This is a genomic window from Methylobacterium sp. 4-46 (genome assembly GCF_000019365.1).
GTDB lineage: Bacteria > Pseudomonadota > Alphaproteobacteria > Rhizobiales > Beijerinckiaceae > Methylobacterium.
On sequence record NC_010511.1, the window covers coordinates 2,992,429 to 3,006,123 of the forward strand.

12 protein-coding genes are annotated in these 13,695 nt (G+C 72.2%); 7 read left to right on the forward strand and 5 right to left on the reverse strand.

Annotated features, from left to right (window positions below; translation table 11 throughout):
• Positions 1 to 8: 8 nt before the first annotated feature.
• The gene (locus M446_RS12885; protein WP_012332539.1) at positions 9 to 1,370 is read right to left on the reverse strand and encodes a serine hydrolase domain-containing protein; all 1,362 of its coding nucleotides are present in this window, start codon (positions 1,368 to 1,370) and stop codon (positions 9 to 11) included.
• Between the two features lie 582 nt (positions 1,371 to 1,952).
• On the opposite strand from M446_RS12885, the gene M446_RS12890 reads away from it, so the two are divergent.
• On the forward strand, positions 1,953 to 2,831 hold the full coding sequence (locus tag M446_RS12890) for a tetratricopeptide repeat protein (protein ID WP_012332540.1): 879 nt from the start codon (positions 1,953 to 1,955) through the stop codon (positions 2,829 to 2,831).
• A 240-nt stretch (positions 2,832 to 3,071) separates the two neighbouring features.
• Here M446_RS12890 and M446_RS12895 read toward each other — a convergent pair whose 3' ends face one another.
• The 4 genes from M446_RS12895 to M446_RS12910 form a co-directional block, all read right to left on the reverse strand.
• Positions 3,072 to 3,518: a GNAT family N-acetyltransferase gene (locus M446_RS12895; protein ID WP_012332541.1), complete on the reverse strand. Its 447-nt coding sequence runs from the start codon at positions 3,516 to 3,518 to the stop codon at positions 3,072 to 3,074.
• 8 nt (positions 3,519 to 3,526) lie between these two features.
• Positions 3,527 to 4,525 (reverse strand): class II fructose-bisphosphatase, encoded by a 999-nt coding sequence (gene glpX / locus M446_RS12900; RefSeq protein ID WP_012332542.1) that lies wholly within the window; start codon positions 4,523 to 4,525, stop codon positions 3,527 to 3,529.
• Positions 4,526 to 4,569: 44 nt separating this feature from the next.
• Positions 4,570 to 5,892, reverse strand: coding sequence for a homoserine dehydrogenase (locus tag M446_RS12905; protein ID WP_012332543.1), 1,323 nt, complete (start codon positions 5,890 to 5,892; stop codon positions 4,570 to 4,572).
• 120 nt (positions 5,893 to 6,012) lie between these two features.
• A complete protein-coding gene (locus M446_RS12910) occupies positions 6,013 to 6,699 on the reverse strand; it encodes a ceramidase domain-containing protein (protein ID WP_012332544.1) in 687 nt (228 codons plus the stop codon).
• A gap of 118 nt (positions 6,700 to 6,817) precedes the next feature.
• Here M446_RS12910 and xth point away from each other — a divergent pair, with 118 nt between their 5' ends.
• The 6 genes from xth to M446_RS12940 all read left to right on the forward strand — a co-directional run bounded on the left by xth (position 6,818) and on the right by M446_RS12940 (position 13,506).
• Entirely contained in the window at positions 6,818 to 7,630 is an 813-nt protein-coding gene (xth, locus tag M446_RS12915) for an exodeoxyribonuclease III (RefSeq protein ID WP_012332545.1), read from the forward strand.
• Positions 7,631 to 7,826: 196 nt separating this feature from the next.
• Positions 7,827 to 9,431: an ABC transporter substrate-binding protein gene (locus tag M446_RS12920; protein WP_012332546.1), complete on the forward strand. Its 1,605-nt coding sequence runs from the start codon at positions 7,827 to 7,829 to the stop codon at positions 9,429 to 9,431.
• Positions 9,432 to 9,573: 142 nt separating this feature from the next.
• Complete coding sequence (locus M446_RS12925; protein ID WP_012332547.1) at positions 9,574 to 10,527, forward strand: ABC transporter permease; 954 nt, start codon at positions 9,574 to 9,576, stop codon at positions 10,525 to 10,527.
• 4 nt (positions 10,528 to 10,531) lie between these two features.
• Positions 10,532 to 11,452 (forward strand): ABC transporter permease, encoded by a 921-nt coding sequence (locus M446_RS12930; protein WP_012332548.1) that lies wholly within the window; start codon positions 10,532 to 10,534, stop codon positions 11,450 to 11,452.
• Positions 11,449 to 12,492, forward strand: coding sequence for an ABC transporter ATP-binding protein (locus tag M446_RS12935; RefSeq protein ID WP_012332549.1), 1,044 nt, complete (start codon positions 11,449 to 11,451; stop codon positions 12,490 to 12,492). The genes M446_RS12930 and M446_RS12935 overlap by 4 nt, the downstream gene beginning before the upstream one ends.
• A gap of 3 nt (positions 12,493 to 12,495) precedes the next feature.
• Entirely contained in the window at positions 12,496 to 13,506 is a 1,011-nt protein-coding gene (locus tag M446_RS12940; protein ID WP_012332550.1) for an ABC transporter ATP-binding protein, read from the forward strand.
• Positions 13,507 to 13,695 lie beyond the last annotated feature (189 nt).

Genomic DNA, 13,695 nt, shown 5'->3' on the forward strand with positions numbered 1-13,695 from the left:
GCGCCGCCTCAATCCGCGATCGCGGCGTAGACCAGCTGCTTGAACGCGCGCCGGTAGAAGGCCCGGCTCGGGCCCGGCGCCTGGGTCATGATCACCACCGCGAGATCCTCCCTGGGATCGACCCAGAAGAAGGTGCCGGCGTAGCCCGCCCATATGAACTCCCCGGCCGAGCCCGGCACCCCGGCGATCCCCGCCTCCTTGCGCACCATGAAGCCGAGCCCGAACGTGTAGCCGGGCACGCCCATCAGCAGGTCGCCCGGCGTGGCGACGGGCCGGATGCGCTCGCCGAGATGGTCGGAGGTCATCAGCTCGACGCTCTTGCGGCTGAGGATCCGCGTGCCGGCGAGGCGGCCGCCGTCGAGCATGGCCTGCGCGAAGCGCAGGTAATCCGCCGCCGTGCCGTAGCCGCCGGCCCCGCCCGAATCGTTCCGCGGCACCGCGCCGTCGATGAGCCGGTTGGGCGCCCCGGTGGCCGGGTCGGTGGCGAGCGGCAGCGCGATCCGGCCCGCCTTCTCGGGCGGGACCGAGAAGCCGGTCTCGGTCATGCCGAGGGGCCGGAACAGGCGCTCCTCCAGGAAGGCGCCGAGCCGCTTGCCGGAGACCTTCTCGATCACGCGGCCGAGCACGTCGACCGCGAGGCTGTACTGCCAGACCGTGCCGGGCTGGTAGGCGAGCGGGGCGGCGGCGATGCGGCTCGTGAATTCCTCGGGCGTGAGGTCGGTGGTGTTGTAGTCGAAATCCGGCTTGTACAGGCCGGCTTTGACGTAGGCGGCCTTGACCAGCGGGTTGGTGGTGATCTCCCCGTAGGCGAGCCCGGCCGTGTGGCGCAGCAGATCCTGCACGGTCGGCGCGCGCTCGGCCGGCACGAGGTCGTAGGCCACCTCGCCGAGGGCGTTCGGCTTCTGGACCGCGACCTTCAGGTCCTTGAAGTCCGGCAGGTGCTTGGCGACCGGGTCGGTCAGCTGGAGCGCCCCGTCCTCCACCAGCATCATCGCCCCGACCGAGACCAGCGGCTTCGTCATCGAGTAGATGCGGAAGATCGCGTCCTTGGCGAGGGGCTCCCCGGCCGGCCGGTCGCGGAAGCCGAAACTCTCCGCGAAGGCAAGGCGCCCGTGCCGGGCGATCATCACGACCGCGCCCGGGAGCCGGCCGGCCGCGACCTCGGCCTCGATCACCCGCCCGATTCCCTTCAGGCGCTCCGAGGAGAGCCCGACCTCCTCCGGACTGGCCGGCGCGAGGACGTCTCCGCCGCGCCGCGCCGCGGGGGCCTCGGCCAGGACGGGCCCGGCGAATCCCAGCAGCAGGGCCGTCATCCCGGCCAGCATCGTCCGCCGCAGGCCCCCGCGGGGCCCGCGCTCCGTCTCCCTCATCGCATCCTCCCTCGTCCGCGGGCCTCTGTCGGACCCGGGTGCAGCACTCTAAGCGCAAACGCCCCCAGGATGCTGACGCATCGGGGCGTTGACCATCCCGGATTGTCGACACCAAGCCAAAGGCTTGGCGAGACGGCTTGGCGGGACGGCTTGGCGAAAAGGCTTGGCGACGATCCGAGAACGGAACCAGCGGTCACGAGAAATCACCGCCGGGATAAGCGCAAACGCCCGACGGGATTCCGCTCAGAGTCGCGATCCCGCGTCACTTCCGCCGCCGAAGCGGTCATCGCTTCGGCGAAGGATATGGCGAGGCCGTCCCGGCGAGGCGCGGGCGGCAGCCGCGCGCCGCCTGCGGCGCCGGCGCCACAGAGGGCGCCTCCCCGCACCGTCCGGCCCGGCGCACCCGGCCGCAGCCACACCTTCGCCACATCGGCCCTGTGAAGCGGGGCCACGCGGACGCTTAAGGCGGCATTCACCGCGATCCCCGACGGTCCATTCCGGACGGGATCACGCGGGTGCCGCGATCCGATGGGGTGACAGACCGCGCGGCCAGGGCTTGCGCCGCCGCTGGGGGACGAGGGGATGAAGGCTGTGATCGTGCTGCGCCGGACGAAGCCGGCGGCCGTGCTCGGAGCGACCGCCCTCGCGGCGTTGCAGCTCGCCGGCTGCGACACCGTCAGCCGCGCCACCGCGACGCGGCAATTCGCCGTGCTGGAGACCGACAAGACCGGCGCGGCCGACGTGAACATCGCCTCGCTCACGGACGTGATCCAGCGCAACCCGAGCGATCCGGCCGCCTACAACACCCGCGGCGCCGCCTATGCCCGGGCGGGCAATTACGGCGAGGCGATCGCGGACTTCACCAAGGCGGTGCAGCTCGATCCGAATTCCGCCTCGGCCTACAGCAACCGGGCGCTGGCCTACCGTCAGTCGGGCCGCAACGACGCCGCGCTGCAGGACTTCACGCGCGCCCTCACGGCCGATCCGAACTACAGCGCGGCCTATATCGGGCGGGCGAACCTGCAGCGGGCGATGGGCAATTACGAGGCGGCCTACTCGGACCTGAGCCAGGCGATCCGCCTCACGCCCGAATCGGCGGAGGCCTACCACGCCCGCGGCCTGGTGCGGCAGGCGCAGGGCCAGCACCGGGCGGCGATCGGCGATTTCGACGCCGCGATCGACCGCAACCCCTTCGTGAGCGCCCCCTACGCGGCCCGCGGCCAGAGCCTGATCGCCACGAACCAGTACGACAAGGCGATCGAGGACTTCAACGCGGCCCTGAACGTGAACAACAAGGACGCGGATTCCTGGGCCTATCGCGGCGTCGCCTACGAGAAGTCGGGCCGTCGCCAGGAGGCGATGGAGAGCTACCAGCGCGCCACGGCGATCGACCAGAACAACGCGGTCGCCCGCCAGGGGCTCGGGCGTGTGCAGGGCGGGATGGCCTCGCTGTTCCGGTGAACCGTCGCGCGCCGCTCCGGCCCGATCCGTGCGGCGCGCGCCGCGTCCCCGATGCGGATGTGGCGGCCGCCGCAGCGCGCCCGACATGCTGCGCCGAAAGCCCCGGCCGCTCACCGCCTCATCCGCCATCCGGTTGATGGCTTCGCCATCTCCCATGTCGGCCATGCGGATGTCGTCTTCGCTCAGGCGCCGCGCTCAGGCGCGTGATCCGGGAGCCGCTCCGATCAAGCGGATCCCGGATCACAGGATCTTCCGGTACTGGATGAAGCCCGAGCGGTCCGCCAGCGTGTCGTAGAGCGCGCGGGCCGTGATGTTGCCCTCCTGGGTCAGCCAGTAGACCCGGCTCGCCCCCGCCTCCCGCGCCTTCTCGTAGACGGCCTCGATCAGCGCGCGCCCGGCTCCGCGGCCGCGGGCCGCCTCCGCCGTGAACAGGTCCTGCAGGTAGCAGTAGGGTCCCACCGTCCAGGTCGAGCGGTGGAAGATGTAGTGCACGAGGCCGATCACCGCCCCGTCCGCCTCCGCCACCAGCCCGTGCATCGGCTCGGACGGATCGTGCAGGCGCGCCCAGGTCGTGTCGCAGACCTCGGGCGCGACGCTCCCGCCGTAGAAGCGCAGGTAGCCCTGCCAGAGGGGCTCCCAGACGGCCCGCTCGTCGGGCCGCAACGGCCGAACCAGAGGAGCCGTCATCGCGCCTCCTACTTCAGGTGGAACTTGGTGAAGTCGCGGTGCTCCGCCTGGATGCGGCGCACCGTGCCCGTGTGGGATCGATAGACGATCGTGTCGGTCTGCACCACCTCCCGCCCGAAGCGGACGCCCTTGACCAGGGCGCCGTCGGTCACGCCGGTGAGCGCCACCACCACGTCGCCGCGGGCGAGATCCTCCAGGTCGTAGCGGCGGTTGGGATCCTGCACGCCCATCTTGGCGGCGCGGTCCCGCTTCTCCTGGGTGTCGAGGATCAGCCGCCCCTGCATCTGGCCGCCGATGCAGCGCAGGGCGCCGGCCGCCAGCACGCCCTCGGGGGCCGCGCCGATGCCGAGATAGATGTCGATCCCGGTCTCCTCCGGCATGGTCGTGAAGATCACGCCGGCCACGTCACCGTCCGAGATCAGGCGCACGCCGGCGCCCGTCCGGCGGATCGCCGCGATCAGGTCGGTGTGGCGCGGCCGGTCGAGGACGAGGGCGGTGATCTCCGAGGGCGGGACCCCCTTGGCCTTGGCGAGCGCCTGGATGTTGTCCTCGGGGCTCGCGTCGAGGTCGACCACGCCGCGCGGATAGCCGGGGCCGACCGCGATCTTGTGCATGTAGACGTCCGGCGCGGCCAGCAGCGTGCCGCCCTCCGCCATCGCCATCACGGCGACCGAGCCCGGCATGTCCTTGGCGCAGAGCGTGGTGCCCTCGAGGGGATCGACCGCGATGTCGACCTTCGGCCCCTGGCCGTTGCCGAGGGTCTCGCCGATGAACAGCATCGGGGCCTCGTCGCGCTCGCCCTCGCCGATCACCACCGTGCCGGCGATCGGCAGGCGGTTCAGCTCGCGCCGCATCGCGTCGACGGCGGCTTGGTCGGCGGCCTTCTCGTTGCCCTGGCCGCGCAGGCGGGCGGCGGCGACGGCCGCGCGCTCCGTCACGCGCACCAGTTCGAGGGTGAGGATGCGCTCGATGATCGGGCTCGGGGCGGCCTTGGTGGCGTCCGACATGCGGTCAGGTTCCTCGTCAAACTCTGTCAGGGCGGCGCGGGCCGTCAGTCCCGCTCGATCCGGATGACCTGCGGCGGCTCCGAGAGGAAGCCGTCCGCCGCCATCGCGTCGAGGCTGGCGCGGATCGCCGCCTCCGTCGCCGCGTAGGTGATGAGCACGAGCGGCACCGGCATGCCCGATCGCCCGTGCGGGTCCTGGGCGGCCGCGTTCTCGGAGCGGCGCTGCAGGATGCTCTCCAGCGAGATCTCGCGCTCGGCCATCCGGGCCGCCACGCCCGCCGCCACGCCCGGCCGGTCGTGCACGGTCAGGCGGATGTAGTAGCCGCCCTCGTGGCGCTGCATCTCGGCCCGGGGCGGGCGCACCAGCGAGCCGGCCGGGCGCCCGAAGGCCGGGACGATCCGGCCGGCGGCCACGTCGGCGATGTCGGCGACCACCGCCGAGGCGGTGGCGTCGCCCCCGGCGCCGGGACCGATCAGCGTCAATTCGCGCAGCGCGTCCGTGTCGATCGTGACGGCGTTCGTCACGCCCATCACCTGCGCGATCGCCGAGGAGCGCGGCACCATGGTCGGGTGCACGCGCTGCTCGATGCCGGCCGGCGTCGCCTCGGCCACGCCCAGGAGCTTGATCCGGTAGCCGAGTTCCTCGGCCATGCGCAGGTCGAGGGGCGTGATCGCCGAGATGCCCTCGACCGAGATGCCCTCCGCGTCGATCTCGCTGCCGAAGGCGAGGCTGGTGAGCACGGCGAGCTTGTGGGCGGTGTCGAAGCCCTCGACGTCGAAGGTCGGGTCGGCCTCCGCGTAGCCGAGGGCCTGCGCGTCCTTCAGGCAGGCCTCGAAGGTCAGGCCCTCCAGCTCCATCCGGCTCAGGATGTAGTTGCAGGTGCCGTTCAGGATCCCGTAGACCCGCGAGATCGCGTTGCCGGACAGCGCCTCGCGCAGGGTCTTGACCACCGGGATGCCGCCGGCCGCCGAGGCCTCGAAGGCCAGCGCCGCGCCCGCCCGCTCGGCCGCCCGGGCGAGATCCGCGCCGTGGCGGGCGAGGAGCGCCTTGTTGGCGGTCACCACGTGCTTGCCGGCGGCGAGCGCCGCCTCGACGGTGGCGCGGGCCGCGCCCTCCGCCCCGCCGATCAGCTCGACCACGCAATCGACCTCGCCCGAGCGGGCGAGGGCCACGGGATCGTCGAACCACGCCACCTCCGCCAGGGAAAGGCCGCGGTCGCGGCCGCGGTCGCGGGCCGAGACGGCCGTCACGGTGATCGGGCGCCCGGACGCGGCCGTCAGCACCGCGGCGCGGCGCTCCAGCATGCGCATGACGGCGGCGCCCACCGTGCCGAGGCCGGCGACGCCGAGGCGGAGGCTCTGAGTCATGCGCGCATCCAACGACCTTCGCGGCGCCCGAAGCGCGGCCTCAGGCAGACGCGGACCTTCTGCAACGATTTCCGGGCCCGTGCAAGGAAGCGCGGGCCGGCCTTTCCCGAGCGGACGGGATCAGCCCGGCGGCTCGCGCCCTGCTTGCGCGAGCAGCGTCACGAGTCCGGCGAGCAGGGCCGCATTCATCACGTGCCACAACCAGTGGATGCCGATCGGGATCGCCCCGCAGAGCGGCGCGTCGAGGGTGCGGGCGGCGAGCGAGGCGAGGAACAGGCCGGAGAGGCCGAGCATCGCCGATCCGGCCTGGACGCGGGCGGGCCGCGCCGAGGCGCGCAGGGCGGCGCCGACGCCCAGCAGGGCGAGCAGGGCGGGCAGGTAGGCGAGCGAGCCGTTCGTCGCCGCCGCGAGCCCGCGGCCGGCGAGCGCCGAGAGGCCCGGCTCGAAGCCTAATCCCGCCGCCGCGAAGGCGAGGGTCGCGAGCGCGCTCCGTCCCGCGCCGAGGCCGAGCAGCCGGTGCAGGGCGAGGAAGAAATAGGCGTGGATGAAGATTGCGATCGGCAGCACGTCGGCGAGTTCGGCCCAGCGCACCGCGAGCGTGTGGAACAGGAAGCTGCCGATCCCGATCACGCCGATCAGCGCGGCGAGCGCCAGCGAGGCGGCGTTGCGGGGCCGGCGCCCGGCCCGGGCGAGGAGCAGCAGGCACGCCGCCAGGAAGGCCGCGTTCGAGACCGCGTTCAGCGGCTCGGCCCAGAACCCCGCATCCCCGCGCTCGCAATAGGCGCGAACCGGCTCCCACCATCCCATCGGCCAAGCCCCCCTCGCCCCGCCTCTCCTTGCAAAGGCTCGGCGAAACCCCGATGACGGGCGCCGCCCTCCTCGCGCGCGACGCGGGCACGGCCCTCCTCGGCGGAAGCGGGTTGCGATGCGGATCACCACCTGGAACGTCAACTCGATCAGGCAGCGCCTCGGCCACCTGCTCGCCTTCCTGGAGGAGGCCAAGCCCGACGTGGTCTGCCTCCAGGAGCTGAAATGCGTCGACGAGAGCTTCCCGCGCACCGAGATCGAGGAGGCGGGCTACGTGGTGGCGACCCACGGCCAGAAGGCGTTCAACGGCGTCGCCCTGCTGGCGCGCCAGCCCCTGCCCCTGCGCGAGCTGCGCCGCGGCCTGCCGGGCGATCCCGAGGACGCCCAGGCCCGCTACATCGAGGCCCTGATCCCGACGCCGGCGGCGAACCTGCGGGTCGCCTCGATCTACCTGCCGAACGGCAACCCGGTCGGGACGCCGAAATTCGACGACAAGCTCGCCTTCCTGCGCCGCCTCACCGCCCACGCGCGCCAGCTTCGGGAGCGGGAGGAGGTGCTGGTGCTGGCCGGCGACTACAACGTGATCCCGGAGCCGGTCGACGTGGCCGATCCCGCGGCCTGGCTCGGCGACGCGCTGTTCCGGCCCGAGAGCCGCGCGGCCTTCCGGGCGCTCCTCAACGAGGGCTTCGCCGACGCCCTGCGGGCCTGCGACGAGCGGCCCGGCCTCTACACCTTCTGGGACTACCAGGCCGGCGCGTGGCCGCGGAATCTCGGCATCCGCATCGACCACCTGCTGCTGTCGCCCCAGGCCCTCGACCGGCTGGTCTCCGCCTCGGTGCAGAAGCACCTGCGCGGCCTGGAGAAGCCCTCGGACCACGTGCCGGTGACCGTCGAACTCGATCTCGACCGACCGGCCGCTGCCTATTTCTGAAGCAATCCGCTCCGCCGCATCCTTGCCTGCACGTCTATGCGACGCATTCGCGCCGGCCCTGATCCGAGGGCCGATTGATCGCGGCTTTCCTGCCTTCGGTTTAGTCGCCTCGACGACGGCCTCCCGGCCGCGCCCCGGCGGACGATGGCAGGCCTCTTGCTAAGCCCCCGGCGCCAACAGAAGCGCGAGGTGTTCCGTGAGGCCATGGTCTTTCCGCAGCCCGATCCTGGGTCTCGTTCTCGCTGCCGTCCTGGCCCTGCCGGCCGCGGCGCAGGGCGTGCTCCGCATCGGGATGACCGCCTCCGACATCCCGCTGACCACCGGCCAGGCGGACAATGGCGGCGAGGGCATGCGCTTCATGGGCTACACGGCCTATGACGCGCTCATCAACTGGGACCTCGGCAGTGCCGACAAGGCCTCCGAACTGACCCCGGGCCTCGCCACCGCCTGGAAAACCGACCCCGACGACACGCGCAAGTGGATCTTCACCCTGCGCGAGGGCGTGACCTTCCACGACGGCTCGCCCTTCGACGCCGACGCGGTGGTCTGGAACCTCGACAAGCTCCTCAAGAACGACAGCCCGCAATTCGACCCGCGCCAATCGGCGCAGGGGCGCACCCGCATCCCGAGCGTGGCGAGCTACCGGGCCGTCGACCCCAAGACGGTCGAGATCGTCACCAAGACCCCGGACGCCACCTTCCCGTTCCAGATCGCCTGGATCCTGATGTCCTCGCCGGCGAACTGGGAGAAGCAGGGCCGCAGCTGGGACGCGGTCGCGAAGGCGCCCTCCGGCACCGGCCCGTGGAAGATCACCACCTTCGTGCCCCGGGAGCGGGCGGAGCTCACCCCGAACAAGGCGTACTGGGACAAGGCGCGGGTGCCCAAGCTCGACAAGCTGGTGCTGATCCCCCTGCCCGAGGCCAATGCCCGCGTGGCGGCCCTGCGCTCGGGCCAGGTCGACTGGATCGAGGCGCCGGCCCCGGACGCGCTCGCGTCGCTCAAGGCGGCGGGCTTCCGGATCGTCACGAACCTCTACCCGCACAATTGGACGTGGCACCTGTCGCGGGTCGAGGGCTCGCCCTGGAACGACATCCGGGTCCGCAAGGCGGCGAACCTCGCGGTCGACCGCGAGGGGCTCAAGGAGTTCCTGGGCGGCCTCGCGGTGCCGGCCGAGGGCTTCATGACCCCGGGCCATCCCTGGTTCGGCACGCCGGCCTTCAAGGTGAAGTACGACCCCGAACAGGCCAAGGTGCTCCTGAAGGAGGCCGGCTACGGCCCGAACAAGCCGGTCACCACCAAGATCCTGATCTCGGCCTCCGGCTCGGGTCAGATGCAGCCTCTGCCGATGAACGAGTTCATCCAGCAGAACCTCGCCGAGGTCGGCATCAAGGTCGATTTCGAGGTCGTGGAATGGAACACGCTCATCAACATCTGGCGCGCCGGCGCCAAGAGCGAGAGCGCGCGGGGCGCCACCGGCATGAACTACTCCTACCTGATCCAGGATCCGTTCACCGCCTTCATCCGCCACGCCCAGTGCAACCTGGCGCCCCCGAACGGCACCAACTGGGGCTCCTACTGCGACCCTGAGATGGACAAGCTGTTCGATCAGGTTCGCACCACCTTCGATCCGGCGGCGCAGACCGCCGTGCTGCGGAAGATCCACGAGAAATTCGTCGACGACGCGCTCTTCCTGATGGTGACGCACGACGTGAACCCGCGGGCGATGAGCCCGAAGGTGAAGGGCTTCGTCCAGGCGCAGAGCTGGTTCCAGAACTTCTCGTCGATCTCGATGGACAAGTGACCCGGCCCGCGCGGCAGGCGTCGACCCGGCCCGCGCGGCGGGCCGGGCCGCCATCGGGGAACGCCGCCGTCCGGAAAGCCGGTCCCGCGCCCGCGCCGCGCGCTCCGGGCGCCGGCCGCCACTCACGGAGGCCCGAAGCCCCATGCTCTCCTTCGTCCTGAAGCGCGTCGCCTACGCGGCGCCGGTCGCCCTCGGGGTGAGCCTCGTCTGCTTCCTCCTCGTGCACCTCGCCCCGGGCGATCCGCTGAGCGCGATCCTGCCCGTCGACGCCACCGCCGAGATGCAGGCGCAGATGCGCGCGGCCTACGGCTTCGACAAGCCCCTCCCCGTCCAGTACGGGCTCTGGCTCTGGAAGGTGCTGCACGGCGATCTCGGCACCTCGATCGCGACCGGCCGCCCGGTCGCCGCGGAGGTCGGCCGCGCGGTCACCAACAGCCTGATCCTGGCCGCGGTGGCGACGCTGATCGGCTTCACCTTCGGCACCTTCTTCGGCTTCGTCGCCGGCTACGCCCGCGATTCCTGGCTCGACCGGCTCGCCTCGGCCGTCGCGGTGTTCGGGGTGAGCGTGCCGCATTACTGGCTCGGCATCGTGTTGGTGATCGTGTTCTCGGCGACGCTCGGCTGGCTGCCGCCCACCGGGGCCGGGCCGCAGGGGTCGGGCGATTGGTGGCCCGACGCGGAGCACCTGCGCTACCTCGTGCTGCCGGCCATCACCATGTCGGTGATCCCCATGGGCGTGATCTCCCGCACCGTGCGGGCGCTGGTCGGGGACATCCTGCACCAGGACTTCGTCCAGGCGCTGCGCGCCAAGGGCCTGTCCGAGTTCGGCGTGTTCCGGCACGTGGTCAAGAACGCGGCCCCCACCGCCATCGCCATCATGGGGCTGCAGCTCGGCTACCTGCTCGGCGGCTCGATCCTGATCGAGACCGTCTTCGCGTGGCCGGGCACCGGCTTCCTCCTCAACGCGGCGATCTTCCAGCGCGACCTGCCCCTCCTCCAGGGGACGATCCTGGTGCTGGCGATGTTCTTCGTGACCCTCAACCTCCTGGTCGACGTGGTGCAGACCGCCCTCGACCCCCGCATCCAGAGGGCCTGAGCCGATGACGCCTCCGACCACCCTCGCCTCCGCCGATCCGGGCGCGGCGGCCCCCGCGGAGAGCGCCGAGGCCCCGGTCCAGGCCGGCCGCGGCTACTGGGGCAGCGTCCTCTCCCGCCTCCTGCGCGACAGGGTCGCGATGGCCGCCCTGCTGGTGATCCTCCTGATCGTGCTCGCGGCCGTCTTCGCCCCGCTGATCGCTCCGATGGATCCGTTCAAGGGCTCGATGATCCGCCGCCTCAAGCCCGTCGGCGACGCCACCTACCTGCTCGGCTCCGACGAGCTCGGCCGCGACATGCTGAGCCGCCTCCTCTACGCGGGCCGGCTCTCGCTGTTCATGGGCGTGCTGCCGGTGGTGATCGCCTTCTTCGTCGGGTCGGGCCTCGGCATCCTGGCGGGCTACGCGGGCGGCTGGGCCAACACGCTGATCATGCGGGTCGTCGACGTGTTCTTCGCCTTCCCGTCCGTGCTCCTCGCCATCGCGCTCTCGGGGGCGCTGGGGGCGGGAATCCTCAACTCGATCGTGTCGCTCACCGTGGTGTTCGTGCCGCAGATCACCCGCGTGGCCGAGAGCGTGACGGTCCAGATCCGCAATCGCGACTACGTGGAGGCGGCCCGGATCTCGGGGGCGAACCCGCTCCGCGTGGTGCGGGTGCAGGTGCTCGGCAACGTGCTCGGCCCCGTCTTCGTCTACGCGACGAGCCTGATCTCGGTCTCGATGATCCTGGCCTCCGGCCTCTCCTTCCTGGGCCTCGGCGTGAAGCCGCCGGAGCCCGAATGGGGCCTGATGCTCAACACCCTGCGCACGGCGATCTACGTGAACCCCCTCGTGGCGGCGCTGCCGGGCGCGATGATCTTCGTCACCTCGATCTCCTTCAACCTGCTCTCGGACGGGCTGCGCTCGGCCATGGAGGTGCGCTCATGAGCGAGACGCTCGACCCGCGCGACCGCGGCGGCCCCGCCCAGCCCCTGCTCTCGGTGCGGGGCCTCGTGAAGCATTTCGGGTCGAAGGGCGGGCTGTTCGGCAAGGGGCCGGTGGTGCGGGCCGTCGACGGCGTCGACTTCGACATCCTCAAGGGCGAGACGCTCGGCGTCGTCGGCGAGTCCGGCTGCGGCAAGTCCACCACCGCCCGCCTGCTCATGCAGATCATCGCGCCGGACCAGGGCGACGTCGTCTTCGACGGCGAGCTCCTCGGCTCGCGCGCCCTCGACCTGAAGTCCTATCGCCGGCAAGTGCAGATGGTCTTCCAGGATTCCTACGCCTCGCTCAACCCGCGCCTCACCGTCGAGGAGACGGTGGCGTTCGGGCCGCAATCGCACGGGCTGTCGCGCCGCGCGGCGCTCGGGCGCGCCCACGACCTGCTGCGCCGGGTCGGGCTGGAGCCGCGCCGCTTCGGGGCGCGCTACCCGCACGAGGTCTCGGGCGGCCAGCGCCAGCGCGTCAACATCGCCCGGGCCCTCGCGCTCGAACCGCGCCTGCTCATCCTCGACGAGGCGGTCTCCGCCCTCGACAAGTCCGTCGAGGCGCAGGTGCTCAACCTCCTCACCGATCTCAAGCGCGAGTTCGGCCTGACCTACATGTTCATCTCGCACGACCTCAACGTCGTGCGCTTCATGTCGGACCGCGTGATGGTGATGTATCTCGGCAAGGTGGCCGAGCTCGGCCCGGCCGACGCCATCCTGGCGAGCCCGCGCCACCCCTACACGGCGGCGCTGCTGGCCTCGCAGCCCTCGACCGATCCGGGCGCCCGCATCGAGGAGGCGCCCCTCACGGGCGACCCGCCGAACCCGATCAACCCGCCGCCCGGCTGCCGCTTCCACACCCGCTGCCGCTTCGCCGCCGCGATCTGCGGCGCGCGCGAGCCCGGCCTCGACGAGGTCGCGCCGGGCCACGCCGCCGCCTGCCACAGGGCGGTGGCCGGCTCCGGCCACCCCGAGGCCCCCGCCCTCCCGATGGCAGCCTGATCCATGAACGCACCCCTGCGCAGCCCCGAGGCGGCGGCCGCCGACGCCCTCGTCGAGGTCCGCGGCCTCACGGTGGATTTCCTGGGCGGCCGCAAGCCGGTCCGGGCGGTCGGCGGCGTCGACCTCGACCTGCGGGCCGGCGACGCCCTGGCGCTGCTCGGCGAATCCGGCTCGGGCAAGAGCGTGACGCTGCGCGCCCTGATGCGGCTCCTGCCCGAGAGGCGCACCCGGATCGGCGGCAGCCTGCGGGTCGACGGCCAGGACGTCCTCGCCCTCGGGCGGCGCAGCCTCGCGGCCTATCGCGGCGGCACGGTCTCGATGATCTTCCAGGATCCCGGCCTCGCCCTGGATCCCGTCTACCGGATCGGCGACCAGATCGCCGAGGCGGTGGTCCGCCACGAGGGCGCGAGCTTCGCGAAGGGGCGGGCGCGGGCGCTCGAACTCTTCGAGCGGGTGCACATCCCCTCGGCGTCGCGCCGGCTCGACGCCTACCCGCACGAGATGTCGGGGGGCATGCGCCAGCGCGCCATGATCGCGCTGGCGCTGGCCTGCAAGCCGAAACTGCTCCTCGCCGACGAGCCGACCACCGCCCTCGACGCGACCGTGCAGATCCAGATCCTCCTCCTGCTGCGCGAGCTGCAGCGGGATCTCGGCCTCGCGGTGATCTTCGTGACCCACGATGTCGGGGTCGCCGTCCAGGTCGCGGACCGGGTGGCGGTGATGTATGGCGGCCACCTCGTCGAGGTCGGGGCGAGCGGCGAGGTGATCGGCACGCCCGCCCATCCCTACACGCAGGGACTGCTCGCCTCGCGCATCACGCCGGCCTCGCCGAAGGGCGTGCGGCTCGCGACCATCCCGGGCTCGCCGCCGGACCTCGCCGATCCGCCGCCCGGCTGCCCCTTCGAGCCCCGCTGCGCCCGCGCGGCGCCGCCCTGCCGGGCGGGTCTGCCGCCCCGGATCGCGGTGGCGCCGGGCCACGCGGCGCGCTGCGTCCGCCTCGGCGCGTCACCCTGACGGCGCGAGCGTGGCGGAACCGCCGCGCGACCTCGGCCGTTCCGCGATGGTCGCGTCCGTCGCAGGCAAGTCGCTCCCGTGCCGAAAGCCCCCTTCCCGTCCCGCCGGAGCGATCGCCCGCGATCCTCCGGCGCTTCCCCGTGTCGCGGGGCGCCGCAGCATGCCGCGTTGCGGGGCCGGCCGGCCCTC